Genomic DNA, 22,815 nt, shown 5'->3' on the forward strand with positions numbered 1-22,815 from the left:
CTTCGCCTTGCCTGTTCCGCACCTTGGCCTCTCGGCGGCGCTGCCTGCTTACTTCTTCGGCGATTTGCGGCCGGTCGGCATGTGCAGGTAGGACATCACGCTCTCGGTCAGTTCGGTGGCCAGCTTCACCGCCTCCTTGTTGCGCGCCATGACGCCTGCCACCAGGGCTTCGATCAGGGCGAGGACGGCGATGTTGGAACTGGTCAGGACCGGGTGATCGGCGGGAGCGAAGAGTACGTGTTCGGCGATGTTGCAGAGCGGCGATGCAGGTGAGTCGGTGATCGCCAGCACCGTGGCGCCTCGCTCCATGGCGAAGCGCGCCAGTTGCAGGGTGTCGAGCGAATAGCGCGGCAGGGTAATGGCCAGCAGCACATCCTGATCGGTGATGGCCGCCAGGCGATAGGCGGCGTTTTCATTGCCGCCCTCCATGCTGATGGCGGTTGCGTCGGCGCAGAACGGCGTCAGCGTGGCGGCGGCCAGGCCGGCCAGGTAGGCACTGTTGCCAAAGCCGAGGACGAAGATCTTGCGCGCCTTGGTCAGGCGGTCGACAAAGGCTTCGAAGGTGGTCGCGGGGTTGTTGGCGCCTGCGCTGCCGAGGTTGCTGCTGGCAATCCGGATCTGTTCATGCAGGCCGAACTCGCCACCGGCGCGTTGTTCCAGCTCGTTGCGCAGCTTGTCGACCGGGGAAACCATCTGCTGCAAGGTGACGACCAGCTCGGTCTTCAGACCGGTGTAGCCCCCCAGGTCCATCACCCTGGCCAGGCGGTTGACCGCTGAAGGCGAGGTGCCGGTCTCCTGGGCCAGTTCCTCGATGGTCAGGGTCGCGGCCTTCAGGGGATGACGCAGGATGAAGTCGGCAACCTTGCGCAGCGACGGCTGCAATTCCGGCGCGAGCTCCGTCAGTTTGCGCATCACCGGTGCGGCATAGACCGTTGCATTCTTGGGGGCGGTAGGCATGGGTAATCAGCGCTTCTGAAAGTGTCTGGGAGGCGCAAGCGCCCGGCTTGGCCGACCTGCATGAGTCGGGCTGAAGTGTATCCGAAGCCGGTGGAGCAAATGCACGGCCCTGCCAGAGATCTCGCAATGATCCCCGGCAGGCCGCTTCCCGCGCGCCCCCGTCCAGCCTGGCGCTATTTCAGGCTGCCGGACAGGAACTGCTTGAGGCGGTCGGACTGCGGATTGGCCAGCACGTCTTTCGGGCACCCACGCTCTTCCACCAGGCCCTTGTGCAGGAACACCAGCTGGTTGGACACCTCGCGGGCAAAACCCATTTCGTGGGTCACCACCACCATGGTGCGGCCTTCCACGGCCAGATCCTGCATGACCTTGAGCACTTCACCCACCAGCTCCGGGTCCAGCGCCGAGGTCGGTTCGTCGAACAGCATCACCTCCGGCTCCATCGCCAGGGCACGGGCGATGGCCACGCGCTGCTGCTCACCGCCGGACATGTGCGCCGGATAGGCGTCCTTGCGATGGGCCACACCCACCTTGGCCAGGTAATGCTCGGCCTTTTCGATGGCCTCCTTCTTCGGCACGCCGAGGACATGCACCGGCGCTTCGATCACGTTTTCCAGGGCGCTCATGTGCGACCACAGGTTGAAGTGCTGGAACACCATGGCCAGGCGCGAGCGCATGCGCTGCAGCTGCTTGGGATCGGACGCTTTCAGGCCGCCAAACTTGTCGGCCTGCAACTTGAGTTCCTCGTTGTTGAGCTTGATCGAACCGCTGTGGGGCTGTTCCAGGAGGTTGATGCAGCGCAGGAAGGTGCTCTTGCCCGAGCCGCTGGAGCCAATGAGGCTGATGACGTCGCCCGCCTTGGCGGCCAAGGACACGCCCTTGAGCACTTCGTGATCGCCGTAGCGTTTGTGGAGGTTGTCGATTTCGAGTCTGTACATGGGGGTTGCCTCGTGAAGTCAGTCGCTGAGCAGGCGACCGTGGCGAATGGGAGTACGGCCGGCGACCTTGGCCAGCCACAGGCCAGGCTGGGCGAAGCGCAGGCGCTCGCGGGCGTAGAGGATGCCGTCGGTGCTGGCCAGGACCACGCTGCGGCGATCACTGAGCGGATCGATAACCTCGAACAGGGGGTCTCCCACCTTGACCCGCGTACCGAGCGGTTGCAGAAAACTCACCACACCCGGATGCGGCGCACAGGCGTACTGCGCGCCGGCGAAGGGTGTGGCTTCGCAGCGGCAATCCGGCGCGTCGGGCCGATCACCTTCGATCAATCCCTGTTCGGCGAGGAAGGCGAGAATGGCCTGGGCGCTGGCCTCGGCCTGCTCCCGGTCGGTATCGGCCATGCCACGCAATTCGATGGTGGTGGCCACGCAGGCTGACGGAATGTTCGCAGTCGGGAAGCGCTCGGCCAGGTGCAGCCAGGGCGCCGCGCAGGCTTCATCGAAGGCGTTGCCGCCGTAGCTTTCGGCCAGCAGCGCGGCACCGGCGCGCAGGTGCGCGGCCAGGCTGCGCAGGATTGGCCAGTGCTGGGGCAAGGCATAGAGCAGCATGATCGACTCGAAGTCGCAGTGCAGGTCGAGCACCAGATCGGCGTCACACGCCTGCAGCAACAGCAGGCGACGCAGGCCGTCGAGTGGCGAAGTAGCTGCTGGCAATGCATCGATGGCCTCGCGCATCAGGCGTCGGATCAGCTTCACATTGTCGGCCGCGTCGCTGCCGAGCCGGCCCTCGAGCTGGGGCGCGACCAGCCCGGCCAGTTGCGGGAATTCCCGGTTGAAGTTCTGCCCGCTGGCAAAATCGAAACGACCCTGGTGGGTCGCCTGAATCATCTGCGCGAGGCCGATCGGATTGGCCACCGGGACCAGCTCGATCACTCCGGCCAGGCGACCTTGCTCCTCCAGTTCGCCCAGCAGGCGTTTGAGTTCCACCGCCACGCGCATGCCGGGCAATTCGTCGGCATGCAGAGATGCCTGGATGTAGGCCTTGCGCGGCCCGCTGCCAAAACGAAAGAGCGACAGGCTCCGCTCGGTGCCCGGGGCGCTCCAGGGCAGGCTGTGTTGGATGTGTTCCATGGGCGAATCCTTAATGCTTTCTCGGTGCCAGGTACGCCAGCCAGCGGCGCTCGGCCAGCTTGAACAGACGCACGAGGATGAAGGTCAGGGTCAGGTAGAAAACGCCGGCAGTGATGAAGGCCTCGAACGGCAGATAGAAACGCGCGTTGACGGTGCGCGCCGCGCCGGTGATATCGATCAGGGTGACGATCGACGCCAGGCTGGTGGTGTGCAGCATCATGATCACTTCGTTGCTGTACTGCGGCAGTGACCGGCGCAGTGCCGAGGGCAGGAGGATTCGCCGGTACAGGGCCAGGCGCGACATGCCCGAGGCCGTGGCCGCCTCGATCTCGCCATGAGCCGTGGCCTTCAGGCTGCCGGCGAGGATTTCCGCGGTGTAGGCGCTGGTGTTGATGGCGAAGGCCAGGCAGGCGCAGAAGGTGGCGTTGGACAGGTAGGGCCAGAGCACGCTCGCCCGCACCGCCTCGAACTGCGCCAGGCCGTAGTAGATGAGGAACAGTTGCACCAGCATCGGGGTGCCGCGGATCACATAGGTGTAAAGCCAGGCCGGAGCGTTCAGCCAAGGCGAGCGGGAGACCCGCAGCAGCCCCAGTGGAATGGCCAGTGCCAGGCCGATTGCCAGGGAAACCAGCAGGGTCGACAGGGTTACCAGAACACCACCGAAGTAGAGCGGCAGGTTGGCCAGGATCAGGTTGTAGTCGAAGTTCATGCAATCGCTCCCGTACTTACAGAACGGCGGCTCTTGTGCCGACCGAGACGTGCCTTTCCAGGTAGCGCAGGGTCAGCAGGGAAAGACTGGTCAGCGCCAGGTAAAGCCCCGCCACGGTCAGGAAGAAGGTAAAGGGCTCATGGGTCGCATCCGCTGCGTTCTTGGCCTTGAACATCATGTCCTGCAGGCCGATCACCGAAATCAGTGCGGTGGATTTGGTCAGCACCAGCCAGTTGTTGGTGAAACCGGGGATGGCGAAGCGGATCATCTGCGGCACCAGGATGCGGAAGAACGTCTTTGTCGCCGCCATGCCGTAGGCTGCAGCGGCTTCACCCTGGCCCTTGGGGATCGCCATGAAGGCACCGCGAAAGGTTTCCGAGAAGTAGGCGCCGAAGATGAAGCCCAGGGTGCAGACACCAGCGACAAAGGGATTGATGTCGATGTACTCGGGGTGGCCGAGCAAGGGGGCCACACGGTTCACCAGGTCCTGGCCGCCATAGAAGATCAGCAGGATCAACACCAGATCAGGGAGGCCGCGAACCAGGGTGGCGTAGCTTTCGCCGAGCAGCGCCAGCCACTTCAGCGGTGACAGTCGACAGGCGGCCCCGACAAGACCCAGGGTGATCGCCAGGGCCATTGAGCTCAGGGCCAGGCTCAGGGTAAGCCAGGCACCATCGAGAATGGTCGGGCCATAGCCGTGAAGCATGATCGAGTTCCTCATGCGATGCGCCCCAAGGCGCGCGGTAAGACGAGAACTGGCGCCCCTCTCGGAGAGGCGCCGGCATCACAGGTGGGCAATCACTCGCCGTAGATGTCGAACGCGAAGTACTTGGCTTGCACCTGCTGGTACTTGCCATTGGCACGGATGGCGTCGATGGCGGCATTGAAGCGTGCGGCGTTCGCGCTATCGCCTTTGCGGAAGGCAATCCCGGCACCCCTGCCGAAGTAGTTGGGGTCGCTGAAGGCCGGGCCGACCAGGGCGAATCCCTTGCCAGCCGGCGTTTTGATAAAGCCTTCGTCGATATTGATGATGTCGGCCAGGGTGGCGTCCAGGCGTCCGGCGGCCAGGTCGAGGAAGGCCTCGTTCTGCGAGGCGTAACGCACCACTTCGATGCCCGCTGGTTCAAACCGATCGGTCGCGTAGCGGTCGTAGGTCGAGGCGCGTTGCACGCCGACCTTCTTGCCCTTGAGGTCGACCAGCGGGTCGTTGATCACGCTACCGGCCTTCATCGCCAGCCTGCCGGGGGTGTGGTAGTACTTTTTGCTGAAGTCCACCGATTTCAAGCGGTCTTCGGTGATCGACATCGAGGACAGCACCGCATCGACCTTGCGCACTTTCAGCGACGGGATCAGCCCGTCGAACTCCTGCTCGACCCATTCACACTTGATCTTCATTTCGGCGCACAGGGCGTTGCCGATGTCGTAGTCGAAACCACTGATGTTGCCGTCCGGAGTCTTGAAGCCGAAGGGTGGGTAGGCGGCTTCGATACCGATGCGCAGGGTGTCCTGGCCGGCCGAGGCCAGGGTGCTGAAGGCGGCGAGCGCCAGGGCGCCTAGAAGTACGATCTTGTTCATCTTGTTGACTCCTCGGAGGGGCGTTTGGGGATCGGTGCCTGAAAAATGCCCTGAGCGGCGTTTTTCGAGGGCAGCGTTGGCTCAAGCGCGGCGTCAGGTGACGCAACGTCATTCCGAACCTTGTGAGTAGGCGGCGCCCGATCTGGACAGGTTGGCCAGGTCGGCTGCTTGAGGTGCGCATATGAATGACATGTTTTGTGTCATTGATCAACTGTGTGACATTAAAAATGTCATTGCGCTATTCCTGGACCTTGCATGGAGTGCCGCAGTGGTCGGCGCGAGTCGCTGGGCTGAGGGAATCGCGGCCACGCCGCCACCGGAGCTTGATCCGGATCATGGCGCCGTCGCCGGCGCCCGGCATGATCGTCAGCTCAATCGGCGAGGCGGCCTTGGGCCAGAGGAGGAGAGGTGGGTTATCTGTTGCTGAAGTTCGTGCACCTGACGGCGGCCGCGTTCTTCATTGGCGGCGTGTTCTTCGAAGTGATGATCCTCAGCCGCGCCGCACGAAGCCTGGAGGCGGCGCCCCGGGACCACCTTTCCCGGGCCCTCGGCCAGCGGGCGCGCAAGGTCATGCACTGGGTGGTCCTGGCGCTCTATGGCGCCGGCCTGGGACTGGCCTGGCACTACCGCTCGGCGCTGCAGGCCCCCTTCGCCAGCAGCTTCGGCACCTTGCTGGCCCTGAAGATCTGCCTGGCGCTCGGCATCCTCGGGCACTTCATCGCCGTGGTCTATCTGATGCACACAGGGCGCCTGACCCCGGCCCGCTCACGGCTGATCCATTACAGTGTGCTGGCGCAGATGTTGGGCATCCTGTTCCTGGCCAAGGCGATGTTCCTGGTGAGTTGGTAGGGCGGTGTGCGTCCTGCCTGCGGCTGCACACAAGCGCCTGGAATAACCCTTATTGCCAGATCCGTAGGAGGCCAGGCGGTGGCGGGGGAGTCGACAGCACGACCGAAAATGCTCCGTTGCCCGGAGGGAGAGAGGAAATTGCCGCTTGTCCTGCCAATGCCGCTCCAAGTCTGGTGTTGCTGGCAATGTGCCCAAAGCCCACTTATATAAAACCTGCTGTCATCGCTACATGATTCATTTTGCAGGGGGCGAGAAAGGCCATGCCGGCTCGCACAAATTCCATACGCGTGATGCTGATCGATTGTCGTCCCCTCGTCCTCATGGGTCTTCACGACTTGATCAATGCCCGAAAGCCCCGCATGGAAGTGAGCGGCCAAGCCAGCACCTATGCCAGTGCGCTGGATCTGGCCGACCAGTCGCGTCCCAATGTCATTTTTTTCAGTTTCTTTCCGGATGCCCTGGACCCGCTGGAAGTCATCGCGGGCCTGGCACGCAACGCCGAAATGAAAGTGCTGGTGCTCAAGGGCCTGTACGAGGCCGTTCCCGTTGCCGAGGCGATAGAAGCCGGCGCACGTGGCGTCGTGCTGGCGGAAGCGCCGACGGAGTCGATCATCCAGGCCGTCATCAAGGTCCACCATCGCGACACCGGCCTTGATATTGCCTGGGCCGGCGGGCTGTCCGGCTATGCCGCGAACGGGAAAAAGCCCATCAAATGCAAGGTGGAACACGCGAAACAGGCGCAGCTGACGCTGCGCGAGAAGGAGCTGATTCGCGCCATCGTCAGGGAACCGTCCGCCAAATACATGTGCATTGCCGGACGCCTGGGCATCAGCGAACACACCGTGCACAACCACCTCAGCAACATCTATCACAAGCTCAATGTCATCAACCGCGTCGACCTGGTGATGTACGCGTTGAAACACGGGCTCACCAATAGTGAAGAGCCGCCCGACGCCAGTTGGATGGAGCTGGATTGACCGGGCGAGTCGCGGACAAGGCGACCGAGCCCTCCTGCCATTTCGAGGCATCACCCCCGCACCTGCGCAGGGTGCGCCATGCGCACCGTTTCCGCGAGCACGTCCAGCACAACGTCCAACCGCGGGTGCGCACGGCGCACCCTACCGGGCCGGCTTCGTCGCTTCCTCCAGGCAACTGGAGTCGTCACAGGCAGGGCCGGTTACTCACGTTCGGATCTCACTTTGGCCGTTTGAGAAACAATGCGGGGTGGCTTTTACGCCACCCCCGCATCCTTTCACACACGCGATGTGTCAGGCGCTGCCAAAGACAATGTCGGTGCTCAGGAGGGCCACCCCGACCACGGTGATGGTCGTCGTTGGCACGCCAGTCTCGTCGATCGTGACGATGCTGTTTGGACCGGTGTTGTCGATCGACTGGACGACGGCGCCCTGGTCGCCATTGAGCACCAGCGTATCTCGCAGGCTCGGGCCGGCATCGAAACCGGTGACCTGGTACAGGTTATCGGTGGAGGACAGATCGATGTTGAAGGCATCCCGCTCTCCGCTCGTGCCAGCCAGCCTGAAGTCGAAGAGGGGGTCGGCCGGGTCGTTGGCGATCAGGTTGGCGTCAAAGGTACTGGTCGCCGTGTCCCCATCCTTGTCCGTCAGCGTCGCGCTGAACGCCAGCTGGATATCGCTGGCCAGGCTCTCGGTCTGCTTGATGAACTGGATCACCGGGATCTTGACCACGCCCAGGCCCATGGTGAGCTGAACCGCGTCGATCATCTTCGTGCCATCCCACTGGACGAGGAAGGACTTCTGTCCTCCAGCCTCAGCGGTCAGGTTAGCGGCAAGTACCTTCGTCTGAGCCGAGCTCAAGCCGTCATCGAAGAAGATCCTGTAGTACAGCTCTTCCGATGACGGGGTGTACCCCCCCACCGCGTTGTCGATGAACACTTTCACGCCCGTCAACAAGCTTTCGGGGTTGATGACGAAACTCTCGTCACCGGCATTGATGCCGGCCGTCCCGTTTCCGTCCAGGTTGTTGTTGGCGATGCCGATGCCGGACGTGCTGACGTTCATGTTCGCGGTGCCGAGGAACGAGAAACCGCCGCTTTCCACCTGCGCTTCGGTGAGGTCGGGCGCTCCCTGCACGATGGCACTCACTATCTGCGTTGCGGTCGTGCCCGCGTTGACGCCAAAGAAGACAATCTCCTCGGATGGCGAAGGAATGGTCGGCGGATTCTGCGTCGGAATCAGCAACGTACGGACGGGGTCAGGGCCACCCGCACCGAGCGAGCCGTTGGCACTGCTGAGAACGATCGTCGAACTGAAACCTTGCACCAGATCCAGTTCATAGGTGCCATTGGCAAAGGCGGTCAGCGTGTAGTCGATGCTGGTATTCGCCGTGTTGGCGTTGTTGTCGAAATCGCCGGTCAAGGTCCCGGCGAAATGGTACGCGCCATTGGCATCCGGCGAGGGTGACTGCTCGGTGAGGGTGCCGCTCCCGGTGGTGGTCGTGTTGTCCGGCCTGACGAGGGTGAACTGGCCATTCACCAACGAGATATCCAGACCGGCCGCACCCAGCCCGTCGGCTCCGGACGCCATGTTCCAGTACCCGCGTTGCGGAAGGACGGTGCCGGTCCCGATCAGGTTGCCGAATGCGAGGGTCGGCGTGTCGTCGTCGACAGTGATGATCAGTTGCTCGGGGGCGGCGGTCACCGTGTCGCCGTCCTTGTCGGTGGCCTGCAGCAGCGAGCCCAGGTTGAGAGTGAGGTCGTTCTCGTCGTTGCCGGCCGCATGATCCAGCGACTTGAGCAGCGTGAAGGTGTACACCCCCGCCGCGGTGAGACTGAAGGTGAACACGTCGGCACCGCCCACGCCGGCCTTGGCGGTGAGCGTGTTGCCCGCGACGCTGTAAACCAGCGCTGTTCCGCCTGAACTCAGTGCCTGCAAGCCGCTGGTATTGCTGGACAGGCCATAGGTCAACGGCGCGTCGGCGCCGGACTGGAAGATGCCGGTCACGCTGCCGCTGGCCGTGGTCGCCTCGCCCGTCACGTCGCCGGTACCGCCGGCGATGCCGTTGGTCAGGCCGTCCTCGTCGACGGTACCGGTCACGGCGGCGCCAGTGGCGGTCGGGGTGTCGTCGTCGACGGTGATCACCAGCTTCTCGGCGGCGGCCGTCACGGTATCGCCGTCGGCGTCGGTGGCCCGCAGTAGCGAACCGAGGTTGAGGGTGATGTCGTTCTCATCGCCGCCAGCCGCATGATCCAACGGTTTGAGCAGGGTGAAGGTGTAGGCCCCTGCAGTGGTGAGGCTGAAGGTGAACACGGCGACCGCGCCGGCCGAGGCGGTGAGCGTATCGCCGACGACGTTGTAGGTCACCGCCACGCCGCCCGACGTCAGTGTCTGCGGCAGGCCGCTGGTGTCGCTGGACAGGGTATAGCTCAGTGGCGCGTCGGCGCCGGACTGGAAGATGCCCGTCACGCTGCCACTGGCCACGGTCGGCTCGTTAGCCACATCGCCGGTGCCACCGGGGATGCCATTGGCCAGGCCGTCCTCGTCGACGGTACCGGTCGCGGCGGCGCCGGTTGCCGTCGGCGTATCGTCGTCGACGGTGATGACCAGCTTCTCGGGCGCGGCGGTCACCGTGTCGCCGTCGGCGTCGGTGGCCCGCAGCAATGAGCCGAGGTTGAGGGTGATGTCGTTCTCGTCGTTGCCGGCGGAGTGATCCAGGGGCTTGAGCAGGGTGAAGATGTAGTCACCCGTCGTTGCGTCGAGGCTGAAGGTGAATACGTCGACCGCGCCGGCCGAGGCGGTGAGCGTGTTGCCCACGACGCTGTAGGTCACCGGCGTGCCGCCCGAGGTCAGTGTCTGCGGCAAGCCGCTGGTGTCGCTGGACAGGGCATAGCTCAGCGGCGTGTCGGCGCCGGACTGGAAGATGCCGGCCACGCTGCCGTTGGCCGAAGTTGCCGCGCCGGCCACATCGCCCACGCCACCGGGGATGCCACCGGTCAGGCCGTCCTCGTCGACGGTGCTGGTCGCGGCGGCGCCGGCTGCGGTCGGGGTGTCGTCGTCGACGGTGATCACCAGCTTCTCGGCTGCGGCTGTCACGGTATCGCCGTCGGCGTCGGTGGCCCGCAGCAGCGAGCCGAGGTTGAGGGTGATGTCGTTCTCGTCGTTGCCGGCGGCGTGATCCAGGGGCTTGAGCAGGGTGAAGATGTAGGCACCCGTCGTTGCGTCGAGGCTGAAGGTGAATACGTCGACCGCGCCGGCCGAGGCGGTGAGCGTGTTGCCCACGACGCTGTAGGTCACCGGCGTGCCGCCCGATGTCAGTGTCTGCGGCAAGCCGCTGGTGTCGCTGGACAGGGCATAGCTCAGCGGCGTGTCGGCGCCGGACTGGAAGATGCCGGCCACGCTGCCGTTGGCCGAAGTTGCCGCGCCGGTCACATCGCCCACGCCACCGGGGACGCCACCGGACAGGCCGTCCTCGTCGACGGTGCCGGTCGCGGCGGTACCGGTCGCCGACGGCCCGTCGTCCTCGAAGACGATCTTGGAGCCGATTTCGGCTTTGTCGGTAGAGATATGGGTCAGCTTGAAACCGCCGATATCGAAATCGGCGTGGTTGTTGCCCTTGGCGTCGAGGGCCGCGCCGTTCTCGACGAGTACGCGGTTGTGATCCCCCGTTGTGGCGTATTCGATCCTGTAGCCAGCCTTGACGCCGAAGATGGTGGCAATCCCATCAGTAATAGTGATGACAAGGCCGGGATCATTTACCACCTGCCCGGTGCTGCTGTTTTTGACGAGGATATTACTGATATCAACCTTCGTATCGTTCCCATATCCGTTGACGAAATTGGTGCCAGTTTCAGCAGCAGTAGTGAATGCGCTGATCTTTACGACAGCACTCTTGCCACTTTGCAACTGCACGACGTCGAAGCTGGCCGCCCTCGCATTGAAGACGCTGGTGAAGTCGATGTTGGATTCGAGATCGGCTTCGTTCTGATCCAGGTTGGGAATGGTCAGGTCCTGCCTGGCGCCGGTGACGAAGGTAAAGCGAATGCCCTCCTGTTCCGTGATCATCTGATTGTTGGTGCCGAAAGTGGTCGGGCCACCCGCCTGGCTGGTATTGATCGTGTCGCCCGTCGTTATGTTGGCGCCCGATGACTGGTCGGCGGGGTTCTTGCCGGTAGCGATGATGGTGGGATCCGTGATCCGACCGCCGACAACGTTGGGGGTCGCGGTCGTGAACATCAGAAAGAGGTTCTGACCGGAGGGCGCATTGGCCAGGCTGAATTGCACGTCCTGGCTGGTTCCGATGAAAACGATGCCCGACAGATCTATGGCATCGTCTGGGTCGGTGGCGTCCGGGTGCTCGAGCGGTTGATACTGCGCAGTCCAGATCTTGCCGCCCGTGGCGGTTTCTTCGATATAGGCAGCGAACACGATCGGGCCGTTTACTCCGGCCCGGCCCAGCAGGACGTTGTTGTCGGCCGTACTCGTATAGAGAAGGATGCTGGTGCCATCGAGGGTAACCAGTCCGCTGTCCAGGCCATTGAGCGGCGCGCCATTTTCGCCGACAAAGCTGATATCGGTAACGCTCGAGCTGAGGGTGAACGCATCGCTGCCCGTGTTGCCCGCGGCACCGGTATAGCCGCTCAAGGCCGCACCGATTGCGGTGCCGGCCCCAAGGGTAGAAAAGATCGAGGGTAGCGACGCCACCAGAATGTCGGTGTCGTTTGCGTCTTCAGCAACGCTTCCCGTAGCGGTGAGGTTCTGCAACCCGGCTGTCTCATCAAGAACTGTGAGGCTGCTCGACACTGTAATAGTCATGGTTTTCTCCGCAGCAGTTTCGGTCATCGAGGCCTGACCGTTGACCTTTCTTCGAGTCAGGCCCCAACTATGTGGAAGCGCCGGGCGATCGCACATCGACCGATACTCCCAGGCGGGCTAGGAGTTTCGGACTATCCGGGATGGGGAATCGGGAGGTGGAAGGGAGAAGAGATGGCACCTGTACCATTCGTGAGTCAGGACAGGGTGGCGGTGCTTGAGGTTGCACGGGTTTTGGCCGCCGACTGGCAGCGCCTGATATGAAGTGCGGAGGTGGGGAAGGCGTGTGAAAGGGGCAGGGCGTCAGTCAGGCGCCCCACCCGTGATTCAGCGATGAATCCAGGCCTGGTACGCGTGATACAGGGTCACCAGAGCCACCCCCCAGAGGATCAGCTCCCGGACCACCTTCAGTGACAGGAACCAGTAGACCGCACCGGCTACCAGGGCTCCCAGGATCAGGTTGTGGGTCGGGTCCCATTGCTTGTCATAGTCCACCGCCAGGTACCCGGCGGCGAGGGATGCCAGGATCTGCAGGACGGTCTGAAGGAGGAGTCCGTGTGCGCCTGACTTCGAAGCGGACTCGTACACCCGCCCCAAACCGCGGCAATAGCGACACTCTGCCACGTGCCCATTCTTGAGAATGGTGCGGCTACCACGACAGACGGGGCATTGTTGCCAGGCCATGATTTCCCCTCGGCATTTGCCAGGGCCTCTTAATGAGCAACGGTAGATGGCCCGGCGCCACTTCGCATGACCGTACGTTTGGCAAAGGCAGCCGCTCGGCTATGGAACGCAGTCCACCTGGGGAAATACGGAACCGAGCGACGAGGCCGACCCGGTAGGGTGCGCCGTGCGCACCGGCGGTTGGGCTGGCGGCAGCACACCGATCCTGCTTATGACGCGCTTGGCATCTCGACAGATCAACGGGGCCCAGTCCCGGTCGCGGCCGAAGCCGCAACGGGACAAGACGAGACGCTATCGGCCCGCCCAGAAGGATCGCAATGTGGATGGCCGGCAGGCCCTTTCGGATACGCCAGTCCCTGGCGACCGCGGGCTTTGAACCTCGTACTGCACCGGCGACTCAGGTGGAAGCGCTCGCCTCAACCGCCGGATGCTGTTCGAACAGCGTCCATGCCCCTTGCCCGTCCACCTCCAGGCGGTGGGTGTGGAAGCTTGCCAGGGTGCTGCGGTGGCCGACGCTGACCAGCATGGTGTCGCGCATTTCATGGCGCAGCAGCGAGTAGAGGGCGAACTCCAGGCCTTCGTCCATGGCCGAGGTGGATTCGTCGAGGAAGACGATCTGCGGCCGGTTGAACAGGACCCGGGCGAAGGCCAGGCGCTGTTGTTCGCCGACCGAGAGGATGCGCGACCAGTCGGTGCTGATGTCCAGGCGGTCCACCAGGTGGGCGAGGTTGACCTGGCGCAGGGCCTGCTGAAGTCGTGACTCGTCATCGGGCCCGCTGGAGGCCGGATAGGCGATGGCGGTACGCAGGTCGCCCAGGGGCAGGTAGGGGCGCTGGGAGAGGAACAGCGCCCGATTGCCGCCGGGGCGTCTCACTTCGCCTTCGGCGTAGGGCCAGAGGCCGGCCAGGGCGCGCAGCAGGGTGGTCTTGCCGCTGCCCGACGGCCCCTTGATCAGCAGGGCCTGGCCCGGTTTCAGGCTGAGGTTGAGGTCGGTCATCAGTTGGTGGCCGTCGGGGCGCAGCACCTGCAGACGTCCGATTTCCAGCGCATGGGTCTGATCCACGGTGGTCACCCGGGGCAGGCTGCTTGCCTGCTGGTTGGCATCGAGGAAACCGGTCAGACGGTCGAGGGTGGCGCGGTAGCGGGCGAAGGCGTCGTAAGACTCGCGGAAGAACGACAGCGAGTCCTGCACCTGGCCGAAGGCCTGGGAGGTCTGCATCACGTCGCCCAGCTTGATGGCGCCACTGAAGAAGCGCGGCGCCTGGAGGATGAAGGGAAACACCACGGCGACCTGGCTGATGGCGAGGTTGAAGCCGTCGAACTTGAGGCTCCGGTAGACCAGCGACCAGACGTTGCCGATCAATGCGGAGAAGCGTCCCAGCAGGGTGCGCCGCTCAATCTCCGACCCCTGGTAGAAGGCGACGTTTTCGGCGTATTCGCGCAGGCGCATCAGGGCGTAACGGAAGTTCGCGGTGAGCTGCTCGTTGAGGAAGTTCAGGCGGATCAGTGGGCGACCGAGGCGGAAGGCGATCCAGGTCGCGACTATCACGTAGATGTACACGGCGAAGACCATCGCCCGGGGTATTTCCACGCCCGAGATCGTCAGCGGCGCCGACAGCCCCCAAAGGATACCGGTGAAGGCCACCAGCGACACCAGCGCGCTGACGGCGCCAAGGGCGAGGGATACCGAGCCCGAGACGAAGGAGTTCACGTCCAGCTCGATACGCTGGTCGGGGTTGTCCACCGGCTCGGCGAGGAACTGCCCGCGGTAATAGGCGTCGCCCTTCATCCAGTCACCGGTCAGCCGGTCGGTCAGCCACACCCGCCAGTGAATATTGAAGGCCTGCGTCACGTAGTAATTGAACAGTGCGCGCAGCACATGAATGGTGGCGAGGATCGAGAACACCCCGAGGAGGAACCAGAAGGCCTTCTGGTCCAGGCCCTGCAAGGCGCTGTAGAAGCCGTTGTACCAGAACGAGAACAGCACATTCAGGCGCACCGAGAAAAGCGTCAGCACCAGCAGCAGGACGAAGACCAGCAGGGGCCGCCAGCTGCGCTTCAGGCTGAAGTAGGGGCCGGCGAGCTGCCAGAACTGGCTTCCCCAGCGGGTGAAACGTACGGCCAGGGCCGCCGCCGCGGCGAAGGAGACGATGGTGATGAGTGAGGCGACTGCGAGCCAGCTCAGGCTCTCCTGCAGGGCCTGGTGCCAATCCATTTCCATGGTGGTTATCCGGGGTCTGAGGGTGGTTTGTCGTGGGCGTCGAGCAAAGTGCCTGACAGCGTTCGACCGGCCAGAGATGCGGAACCAGGGACCTGGCGCCAGCGGCAGGATAGTAACACTGCGACCAGGTTTGCCCATGCCGTCCGGTCGGCCGATTGGCTGCCCACTCAGTGTGCGCACCGGGGGGGTAGCAGGGGCTCGGGCTGCCTGTGCAGAAGACGGGGTGTGGGCTGGCGGGAAGGCTATGAAAAAGCCCCTGAAATTCGCTAGGAAAATCAGGGGCTTAGTCTTGGATTTTGGTGGAGCCGGGGGGACTTGAACCCCCGTCCGCCAGCTCTCCGCTTTCGGGACTACATGCTTAGCCAAGTCTACTGAGTTAGCTCTTTGCGGCCCGACTGGCAGGGTGCTCAGAGCGAGCTGTATGAGTTTTAGCCGTTACGTCTACAGCGAACTTGGCGGCGATCCTGTTCTATCTGACAGTCATTTCGGGTTTACAGGCATCCCCTCATGACTGCTGGCAGCCGAAGCCGCCAGAAGGGTTAGGCCGCGAGGGCCGCCCCGTAGTTGTCGTCGTTGGCAACTAATAGTTTGCAGCAGCTAATTTACGAGGTCTGCTACCAGCTCGGCATGCCCCTAGAGTTTTGTTACCGGCGTCGAATCCTAATCGGCCCCAAGAACTGCAAGGGTGTACAACGGGGCCGATTCTACGGCATAAGGCAGGCAGCGTCGACCTCGCTTTTGACCTGGGCTCCGTATGGGCCATTTCCGCATAGCGGCGATGCTGCATTGATATCAGTCATTGCCTGACCGTCGCTCGACGACGTCGCCTACAGAACCTAACGTGATGGGTGCTTGCTATATGATTGCAGGCTATTGTCAGGAAGACCTTTGAGCCGAGACGTCGCCATGCCGCGTTCTGCCCGAACTCCCTTGCGCCAGTGGATCTGGCGCGCCTTCGTACAGAGTGCCCTGATCCCGCTGATTCTGGTCGAATCGGTGTTGATCACGGCTTACCTGCTGACAAACAGCGCGATCCGCGACGCGCAGGTGGACTACCTGCAGCAAAGTGCGCTGGAGGACCTCAGCAGTGCCGTGGTGCGCGAGGGCAAGGTGATCGACATGCGCCTGCAGGGCATCGAGGTGCCTACCCGGCTGTTCCGCGACGCGGTGGGCAGGGCGATCCAGGACCGGAGCTTCAGGCCGGATGACGTGGAGCGCCAGCGCCATGTGCTGAGTTCCGATGGGGTCTTCTACACCCGCAGCGACGATGGTCGCGCCGCCTCCTTCTATGCCAGCAGCACGCCGGTGGAACGCCAGGACCACGAGAAGGCATTGCGCCTGTCCCAGGTCGACCCGCTGATGCGCTCCATACGCGAGTCCAACCCCCTGGTGGCGGCGGTCTATTTCAACAGTTGGGACAGCTACAACCGCATCTATCCCTTCTTCATGACGCCCGAGCAGTATCCCCATGACATGGTGATACCCAACTACAACTTCTATTACCTCGCCGACGCCAAGCACAACCCGCAGCGCAAGACCGTCTGGACCGACGTCTACCTGGACCCGGCCGGCCTTGGCTGGATGATGTCAGCGATCACTCCGGTGTACCGCGGCGATTTCCTCGAAGGGGTGGTGGGCCTGGACATCACCGTGGGGCAGATGCTCGGCGAGATCGGCAGCCTCAAGGTGCCGTGGCAGGGGTACGCGATGCTGGTGAGCCGCGATCACAGCATCATGGCGCTGCCGGAGGCAGGCGAAAGGGACTTCGGCCTGCGTGAGCTGACGCGCTTCTCCTACGACGAGGCGGTGCGCCGTGAGGTGCTCAAGCCCGAGGACTTCAACCTGGCCCGCCATCGCGAGATGCAGCCGCTGCTGGAGGCCATGGCCGCCGGCAAGGGCAATGTGCAGGAAGTGGAGCTGGGCGGACGCAAGCAACTGGTGGCGTGGAGCGAGATCCCGCAGACCGGCTGGCGCCTGATGATGGTGGTGGACGAGGCCGACATCTTCAGGGAAACCAATCGCCTTGCCGAGCGTTACCAGCAGATCGGCTATCTGCTGATCGCCGGGCTGGGCTTCTTCTATGCGCTGTTCTTCGCCTGGATGTGGTCGCGTTCGCGGCGCCTCAGCGGTGAACTGGCCACCCCCATGGCCGGCATCATGGGCATGATGAAACGCATCGGCCAGGGCGACTTCCGCCCGCCGGCGCCCAGCAGCCGCATCGCCGAATTGCAGGCCCTGGCCGAGGCGGTGCAGCTCAGTGGGGCGCAGTTGCAGGCCAGCGAGGAAGAGCGGCTGGAGGCCCGGCGCAACCTCGACCTGGTGCTGGAAAGCACCACGGAAAGTCTCTGGGAAGTGGATGCCATCACCCTGTCGATGAAGATGAGCGGGCGCTTCGTCAAGCGTTTCGGGCTGCGCAGCGACAGCATCACCTTCGCCGAATTCAATGAACGGGTGCACCCGGACGACGTGGAGCGCGTGCGCCGCCTGCGCATGCTGTTCTCGGTCAGCGACCAGGACAACTTCGACGCGGAATACCGCTTCGCCGATGTCGAGGGTCGTTATGCCTGGCTGCTGAGTCGCGGCAAGGTGCTGGAGCGCGACTCCGACGGCCGTGCCTTGCTCGTGGCGGGCACCCATGTGGACATCACCCGTCTCAAGCAGGTCGAGGAAGAGCTTCGCGTGGCCAGCCGCGAGGCCCAGGCGGCGAGCCAGGCCAAGAGCCGTTTCCTCTCCAGCATGAGTCACGAACTGCGTACGCCGCTCAACGCCATCAACGGCTTCGCCCAGTTGATCGCCCTGGAGGCCGAGGGGCAGGAAGACCGCAAGGTGGAGGGCGACTACGCCCACGAAATCGTCAATGCCAGCCGCCATCTCACCTCGTTGGTGGATGACATCCTCGACCTGTCGAGCATCGAGAACCGCCGGCAGAAGCTGCAGCTCAAGCCGGTGGACATCGGCCCGCTGCTGGCCAGTTGCGCCGAGCTGATCCAGCCCGAACTGCAAGCCCGCCAGCTGCAGCTGCAGAAGATGCCGCCGCCGACGCCGCCGCTGCACGTGATGGCGGACGCCAGGCGCCTGCGCCAGGTGATACTGAACCTGCTGTCCAATGCGGTGAAGTACAACAGCCCGCAGGGCATGGTGAGCATGGGCTACGAAGTGCGTCCGGCTGCCGTGCGGCTGTGGGTGGCCGACAGCGGTCCGGGCCTCAGCCGGGAGCAGCAGGCCATGCTGTTCCAGCCCTTCCAGCGCCTGGGCCGGGAGAATTCCACCATTCCGGGTACCGGCATCGGCCTGGTGCTATGCCGCGAGCTGGCGGAGTTGATGGGGGGTGAAATGGGCTTCAGCAGCGCGCCGGACATCGGTAGTCGCTTCTGGATCGACCTGCCCAGTGTCGACGCCATGGAGGACTTCGAGCCCCCGGTCCCGGCCAAGCCTGATGTGGATGAGGTGCCTACGCTGCCGACCGTGCTCTGCGTGGAGGACCACCCGGCCTGCCTGAAGGTGCTGCAGGAAGGCCTGCGGGACATGGCCGAGGTACGCGGCGCAGGCTCGGTGGGCAAGGCGCTTGGGCTGCTGGCAGACGTTACGCCGGCCCTGTTGTTGCTGGACCTTGACCTGCCCGACGGTGACGGCCTGGATGTGCTGGACTTCGTGCGTTCCAGCCCGCGCCTGGCGATCACGCCGGTGCTGGTGGTGAGCGCCGCGGTGGATGAGAAGCTGCTGGCCGAGGCCCGCCGGCGTGGTGCCGACGCCTGCCTGAGCAAGCCGGTGGATTTGAAGCAGGTGCGCCGCATGGCGCTGTCCCTGCTCGGCCAGGAGGCATGAGGACTAGATCGGTCGTGCAGCGGCGGTGCCGCTGGTAGTCAGCGGCGCTCCAGCTCGCCCGGTCTTGAGCGGCTCCCTATTCGCTGGATTGCAGCAGGTTCAGTGCTTCGCTCAGCACCTTCTCGGACTCGGCATGATCCCCGGCGTTGTGCAGCTCCTCGCCTTCGGCGCGGAGTTTCTTCACTTGTTCGAGTACGGCGGGGTCGGCCGGGGGATCGCTCTTCAGGATTGCATCGATCTTCGCCATGTCCGCGGGGCAGTGCGAGGCGAATGCCGGGATGCTGAGCAGGGCGGCGGCGAGGAAAACGACAGTACGGCGCATATCGAACCTCCTTTTCGGTTTGACCGCTGAGCAGTATAGGAAAGCTCCTGGCCTGTGCTGGGCGCGCGTGGCCCTGGCGGGAGCGGGCCGCAATGCAGCCCTTCGCGAATCAGCGCGCTCCCGCAGGTTTTCCTGTGTCAGCTGGACTCGCCGCCGTTGCCTTCGCTGTTGGGCTCCTGCAGACGTTGCAGGGCCAGGCTGCTGGCATTGATGCAAGCTTCGGTGTCACCGGTCTGCTGGGCCTGTTCGGCCTTCATGCGCAGGTCCTGGACTTCCTGGCGCAGCGGTTCGCCGATGGCGGTGTTGGTCGCCAGGGCGTCGGTGATTTTCTGCAGGTTGACCGCGCACAGGTCGTCGGCGGCGAATGCCGGCGAGGCCAGCAGGGCGGCGGTGATGAACAGGGCTGTGCGTTTCATGGCGGGGTCTCCTCTCGATTTTCTCGGCACTCGGCCATTGCGTCCGAGACGGATAAGCCCATGCCTTTTGCCGGGCTTATGGGGTGGACTGCCCTGTTCTTCGAGGGGTTCAGGTTTTTTGCCCCACCGGGGGAAGTGGAGTCCCTGTGGGGGAGCCCATGTCAATCGGCGCGTAGGGTGAAAATCCCTTTAGGGATTTCCACCATCGGTGTCTTGCACGGCCTCGCCGGTGGATAGAAAAGCGCTATCCACCCACACGACTGGCTGGAACGACGAAGCTGACCGGGTAGGGTGCGCCGTGCGCACCAAGGGTTGAGCGAGGCGCAGGGGTTAATTCCGCGATCGGTGCGCATGGCACACCCTACGGTGGGGCAGGTGCAGGTCGGGCGGCGTTCCGCGAGCTTGCGATACCCATCAGCCCTGTCTGCATGGGTATCGCTCCGCTCCACCCATCCTACGGGGGGCCATGCGGCAGCGCGTAGGGTGGAAATCCCTATTGGGATTTCCACCATCGGTGTTTTGCACGGCCTCGCTGGTGGATAGAAAAGCGTTAACCACCCACGCGGCTTATCGGCGCCCTACAGACCAGCGCGGGGGCGGGTGACGCGGTCCACTAGGTAGACGAGTCCGTGATAGTCGATGCCACCGTGCTGGGTCAGGCCGATCTCGCAGGTACGGCTGGTGGAAATGCCTTCTTCGCAGATCTGCACCGCATCCTTCAGCGAACGCAGCGAATGGGCGTTCAGCTCAGGCGTGGTGAAGCCCTTGTCGCCGGCGAAACCGCAGCAGTGGATGCCTTCCGGGATCACCACCTCGCGGGTGCAGCGCTGGACGATGTCGATCAGCCCCTGGGCTTCGCCCAGGTGCTGGGTGCTGCAGGTGACGTGGATGGCCACCGGCTTGTCCTGGGGCGTGAACTCCAGGCGCTCCAGCAGGTGGCTGCGGATGAAACGCACCGGGTCGAACAGGTCCAATCGCGGATCCAGGCCGTCCTGCACCAGGCGCAGGGTGCAGGGGCTGGTGTCGCAATAGATGGGGTCCAGACCGCCGCGGCTGGCGGCGAGCAGGGCGTCCACCAGTTCGCGGCGTTTGTTCTCGGCCTGCTCGGCATAGCCCTTGGAGGCGAAGGGCTGGCCGCAGCAGAGGCTGTCCAGGTTTTCCGGGAACACCACCTGGTAGCCGGCCTTCTCCAGCAACATGCGGGTCTTGTCGATCAGCGGCACCTGCTCGCGGTCTCCCGCGGACGGGCCCATGGCGCGGGAAACGCAGGCGGCCAGGTAGACCACGCGGGGACGGTTGTCGGCGCTCGGCGGGATGAAATGGATGGGTGCCACGGCCTGGGGCAGGGCGGGGGTCCATTGCGGCAGACGATTGCCGGAGAGCTGGCGCAGCGCGCCGGAGGTCTTCTCCAGCAACGGCGCGCCCAGTACCTTGCGAGCACCATTGGCGATTCGCAGGGTCAGGCGCGCGCCTTTGAGCGCGGTTGCGAAATGTCCGGCGAGCCAATTGGCGCTGCCGGCGTGGTGGACGTCCCGGGCGCGCAGCTTGCGCACCAGGTCGCCGGTGTTGATGCCCACCGGGCAGCGCTGGGCGCAGAGGCCGGTGGCGGCGCAGGTGTCGATGCCCTGGTACTGGTAGGCCCGCTCCAGTTCGCTGGTATCGATGCCGGCGCGCTGCTTGGCCTGGATGTCGCGCCAGATCACGATGCGCTGGCGCGGACTGAGGGTCAGCCCCTTGGATGGGCAGACCGGTTCGCAGAAGCCACATTCGATGCACTTGTCGACGATCTCGTCGGCGGCCGGCAGCGGCTTGAGGTTCTTCAGGTGAATGTCGCGGTCTTCGCTGAGGATCACATCCGGGTTGAGGATGCCGCGTGGGTCCAGCAGGCGCTTGATCTGCCACATCAGCTGGTAGGCGTCGCTGCCCCATTCCAGCTCGACGAAGGGCGCCATGTTGCGCCCAGTGCCGTGCTCGGCCTTGAGCGAGCCGCCGAACTCCACCGCCACCAGTTGTGCCACGTCCTGCATGAAGGCTTCGTAGCGGGCCACTTGCTCGGGCTGCTCGAAGCCCTGGGTGAAGACGAAGTGCAGGTTTCCTTCCAGGGCATGGCCGAAAATGATCGCTTCGTCGTAATGGTGCTTGTCGAACAGCGCCAGCAGACGGTTGACGCCTTCGGCCAACTGCTCGATGGGGAAGGTGACGTCTTCGATGATCACCGTGGTGCCGGTCTGGCGCACCGCGCCGACGGCCGGGAAGGTGTCCTTGCGGATTTTCCACAGCAGGTTGTACACCGCCGGGTCCTCGCTGAAGTCCACCTTCTGCTCCAGCGGAAAATGGGCGATGGCGGCCATGATCTGCGTCAGTTGCTCATGCAGCAGGCTCTGGCTGGCAGCGCGGGACTCGATCAGCAGGGCGCAGGCGTTGGCCGACAGGCCCTTCACCCATTCGGGCATGCCGGGCTTGTTTTCCACCGAGCGCAGGCTGCGGCGGTCCAGCAGTTCTACCGCCGACACCGGCTGGCTCTTCAGCAGTGTCACGGCCTTGCAGCAGCTTTCCACGTCGGGGAAGACGATCAGCGCGCTGGCCTTGTGCGGGTGGTCGGGCACGGTGTCGTAGGTCACCGCGCTGATGAAGCCCAGGGTGCCTTCCGAGCCCACCAGCAGGTGGCTGAGGATGTCCAGCGGCTCGTCGAAGTCCACCAGGGCGTTGAGGGACAGGCCGGTGGTGTTCTTCAGCCGGTACTTGTGGCGGATCTTTGCAGCCAGCTCGGCGTTGGCGCGGGTCTGCCGTCCCAGCTCGGCCAGCTCTGCCAGCAGCGGGCCATGGCTGCGGCGGAATGCAGCGACGCTGGCCTCATCCTCGGTGTCCAGCAGGGTGCCGTCGGTCAGCACCAGGCGCAGTCCGGCAAGGGTGTGGTAGCTGTTCTGGGCGGTGCCGCAGCACATGCCGCTGGCGTTGTTGGCGACGATGCCGCCGATCTTGCAGGCGTTGATGGAGGCCGGGTCGGGGCCGATCTTGCGGCCGAAGGGCGCCAGCCAGGCATTGGCCTGGGCGCCGATGACGCCTGGTTGCAGGCGGATCTGTTCGCCACCCTGGCGGATGTCGCGGCCGTTCCAGTTGTCACCCAGCACCAGCAGCACGGAGTCGCTGATGGCCTGGCCGGAGAGGCTGGTGCCGGCGGCGCGGAAGGTCACCGGCACCAGCTCGGCGTGGGCGGCCTTGAGCAGGGCGATGACTTCGGCCTCGCTTTCGACGCGGATCACCAGCTTGGGGATCAGCCGGTAGAAGCTCGCGTCGGTACCGAAGGCCAGGGTGGACAGTGGATCGTCGAAGCGCCGCTCGCGGGGGATCAGGCGTTCGACGGTATTTACGAAGGGGATCGGCAGGCTCATGCGGTGTCCC

The 22,815-nt window shown here is 64.1% G+C and carries 15 protein-coding genes and 1 other RNA gene; 3 read left to right on the forward strand and 13 right to left on the reverse strand.

Annotated features, from left to right (window positions below):
• Window positions 1-48: 48 nt before the first annotated feature.
• The 6 genes from ACFW0H_RS23665 to ACFW0H_RS23690 form a co-directional block, all read right to left on the reverse strand.
• Window positions 49-957, reverse strand: a complete 909-nt coding sequence (locus tag ACFW0H_RS23665; RefSeq protein ID WP_422916289.1) for a MurR/RpiR family transcriptional regulator — start codon at window positions 955-957, stop codon at window positions 49-51.
• Between the two features lie 173 nt (window positions 958-1,130).
• Window positions 1,131-1,895, reverse strand: a complete 765-nt coding sequence (locus tag ACFW0H_RS23670; protein WP_422916290.1) for an ABC transporter ATP-binding protein — start codon at window positions 1,893-1,895, stop codon at window positions 1,131-1,133.
• 18 nt (window positions 1,896-1,913) lie between these two features.
• Window positions 1,914-3,026: a succinylglutamate desuccinylase/aspartoacylase family protein gene (locus ACFW0H_RS23675; RefSeq protein ID WP_422916291.1), complete on the reverse strand. Its 1,113-nt coding sequence runs from the start codon at window positions 3,024-3,026 to the stop codon at window positions 1,914-1,916.
• 10 nt (window positions 3,027-3,036) lie between these two features.
• Entirely contained in the window at window positions 3,037-3,735 is a 699-nt protein-coding gene (locus ACFW0H_RS23680) for an ABC transporter permease (RefSeq protein WP_422916292.1), read from the reverse strand.
• Between the two features lie 16 nt (window positions 3,736-3,751).
• Window positions 3,752-4,441 carry an ABC transporter permease gene (locus ACFW0H_RS23685; protein WP_422916293.1) on the reverse strand — a complete coding sequence of 230 codons (690 nt, stop codon included), beginning with the start codon at window positions 4,439-4,441 and terminating at the stop codon, window positions 3,752-3,754.
• A 92-nt stretch (window positions 4,442-4,533) separates the two neighbouring features.
• Window positions 4,534-5,310: an ABC transporter substrate-binding protein gene (locus ACFW0H_RS23690; RefSeq protein ID WP_422916294.1), complete on the reverse strand. Its 777-nt coding sequence runs from the start codon at window positions 5,308-5,310 to the stop codon at window positions 4,534-4,536.
• Window positions 5,311-5,718: 408 nt separating this feature from the next.
• Here ACFW0H_RS23690 and ACFW0H_RS23695 point away from each other — a divergent pair, with 408 nt between their 5' ends.
• Window positions 5,719-6,159 carry a CopD family copper resistance protein gene (locus tag ACFW0H_RS23695; protein ID WP_422916295.1) on the forward strand — a complete coding sequence of 147 codons (441 nt, stop codon included), beginning with the start codon at window positions 5,719-5,721 and terminating at the stop codon, window positions 6,157-6,159.
• A gap of 260 nt (window positions 6,160-6,419) precedes the next feature.
• Window positions 6,420-7,136 carry a LuxR C-terminal-related transcriptional regulator gene (locus tag ACFW0H_RS23700; protein ID WP_422916296.1) on the forward strand — a complete coding sequence of 239 codons (717 nt, stop codon included), beginning with the start codon at window positions 6,420-6,422 and terminating at the stop codon, window positions 7,134-7,136.
• Between the two features lie 291 nt (window positions 7,137-7,427).
• Here ACFW0H_RS23700 and ACFW0H_RS23705 read toward each other — a convergent pair whose 3' ends face one another.
• The 4 genes from ACFW0H_RS23705 to ssrA all read right to left on the reverse strand — a co-directional run bounded on the left by ACFW0H_RS23705 (window position 7,428) and on the right by ssrA (window position 15,522).
• Window positions 7,428-11,948: a T1SS-143 repeat domain-containing protein gene (locus tag ACFW0H_RS23705; RefSeq protein WP_422916297.1), complete on the reverse strand. Its 4,521-nt coding sequence runs from the start codon at window positions 11,946-11,948 to the stop codon at window positions 7,428-7,430.
• Between the two features lie 324 nt (window positions 11,949-12,272).
• Window positions 12,273-12,533 (reverse strand): hypothetical protein, encoded by a 261-nt coding sequence (locus ACFW0H_RS23710; protein WP_422916298.1) that lies wholly within the window; start codon window positions 12,531-12,533, stop codon window positions 12,273-12,275.
• Window positions 12,534-13,026: 493 nt separating this feature from the next.
• A complete protein-coding gene (locus tag ACFW0H_RS23715; protein ID WP_422916299.1) occupies window positions 13,027-14,850 on the reverse strand; it encodes an ABC transporter ATP-binding protein/permease in 1,824 nt (607 codons plus the stop codon).
• 297 nt (window positions 14,851-15,147) lie between these two features.
• Window positions 15,148-15,522: a transfer-messenger RNA gene (ssrA, locus tag ACFW0H_RS23720) on the reverse strand.
• A 234-nt stretch (window positions 15,523-15,756) separates the two neighbouring features.
• Here ssrA and ACFW0H_RS23725 point away from each other — a divergent pair.
• Window positions 15,757-18,675, forward strand: coding sequence for a hybrid sensor histidine kinase/response regulator (locus ACFW0H_RS23725; protein ID WP_422916300.1), 2,919 nt, complete (start codon window positions 15,757-15,759; stop codon window positions 18,673-18,675).
• A 76-nt stretch (window positions 18,676-18,751) separates the two neighbouring features.
• Here the strand turns inward: ACFW0H_RS23725 and ACFW0H_RS23730 are convergent, their stop codons facing one another.
• The 3 genes from ACFW0H_RS23730 to ACFW0H_RS23740 form a co-directional block, all read right to left on the reverse strand.
• On the reverse strand, window positions 18,752-18,997 hold the full coding sequence (locus tag ACFW0H_RS23730; protein ID WP_422916301.1) for a hypothetical protein: 246 nt from the start codon (window positions 18,995-18,997) through the stop codon (window positions 18,752-18,754).
• Window positions 18,998-19,134: 137 nt separating this feature from the next.
• Window positions 19,135-19,413: a hypothetical protein gene (locus ACFW0H_RS23735; RefSeq protein WP_422916302.1), complete on the reverse strand. Its 279-nt coding sequence runs from the start codon at window positions 19,411-19,413 to the stop codon at window positions 19,135-19,137.
• Between the two features lie 578 nt (window positions 19,414-19,991).
• Window positions 19,992-22,805 carry an FAD-binding and (Fe-S)-binding domain-containing protein gene (locus ACFW0H_RS23740; protein WP_422916303.1) on the reverse strand — a complete coding sequence of 938 codons (2,814 nt, stop codon included), beginning with the start codon at window positions 22,803-22,805 and terminating at the stop codon, window positions 19,992-19,994.
• Window positions 22,806-22,815: the final 10 nt, after the last annotated feature.

Origin of the sequence: Metapseudomonas cellulosilytica, from assembly GCF_049334135.1 — a bacterium.
GTDB lineage: Bacteria > Pseudomonadota > Gammaproteobacteria > Pseudomonadales > Pseudomonadaceae > Metapseudomonas.

What these genes read in the sequence shown, in the direction of transcription:
- ACFW0H_RS23705 (WP_422916297.1), bottom strand. Translation starts at nt 11,948, where the DNA reads ATGACTATTACAGTGTCGAGCAGCCTCACAGTTCTTGATGAGACAGCC.
- ACFW0H_RS23665 (WP_422916289.1), bottom strand. Translation starts at nt 957, where the DNA reads ATGCCTACCGCCCCCAAGAATGCAACGGTCTATGCCGCACCGGTGATG.
- ACFW0H_RS23690 (WP_422916294.1), bottom strand. Translation starts at nt 5,310, where the DNA reads ATGAACAAGATCGTACTTCTAGGCGCCCTGGCGCTCGCCGCCTTCAGC.
- ACFW0H_RS23700 (WP_422916296.1), top strand. Translation starts at nt 6,420, where the DNA reads ATGCCGGCTCGCACAAATTCCATACGCGTGATGCTGATCGATTGTCGT.
- ACFW0H_RS23675 (WP_422916291.1), bottom strand. Translation starts at nt 3,026, where the DNA reads ATGGAACACATCCAACACAGCCTGCCCTGGAGCGCCCCGGGCACCGAG.
- ACFW0H_RS23740 (WP_422916303.1), bottom strand. Translation starts at nt 22,805, where the DNA reads ATGAGCCTGCCGATCCCCTTCGTAAATACCGTCGAACGCCTGATCCCC.
- ACFW0H_RS23725 (WP_422916300.1), top strand. Translation starts at nt 15,757, where the DNA reads ATGCCGCGTTCTGCCCGAACTCCCTTGCGCCAGTGGATCTGGCGCGCC.
- ACFW0H_RS23730 (WP_422916301.1), bottom strand. Translation starts at nt 18,997, where the DNA reads ATGCGCCGTACTGTCGTTTTCCTCGCCGCCGCCCTGCTCAGCATCCCG.
- ACFW0H_RS23680 (WP_422916292.1), bottom strand. Translation starts at nt 3,735, where the DNA reads ATGAACTTCGACTACAACCTGATCCTGGCCAACCTGCCGCTCTACTTC.
- ACFW0H_RS23685 (WP_422916293.1), bottom strand. Translation starts at nt 4,441, where the DNA reads ATGCTTCACGGCTATGGCCCGACCATTCTCGATGGTGCCTGGCTTACC.
- ACFW0H_RS23670 (WP_422916290.1), bottom strand. Translation starts at nt 1,895, where the DNA reads ATGTACAGACTCGAAATCGACAACCTCCACAAACGCTACGGCGATCAC.
- ACFW0H_RS23715 (WP_422916299.1), bottom strand. Translation starts at nt 14,850, where the DNA reads ATGGAAATGGATTGGCACCAGGCCCTGCAGGAGAGCCTGAGCTGGCTC.
- ACFW0H_RS23735 (WP_422916302.1), bottom strand. Translation starts at nt 19,413, where the DNA reads ATGAAACGCACAGCCCTGTTCATCACCGCCGCCCTGCTGGCCTCGCCG.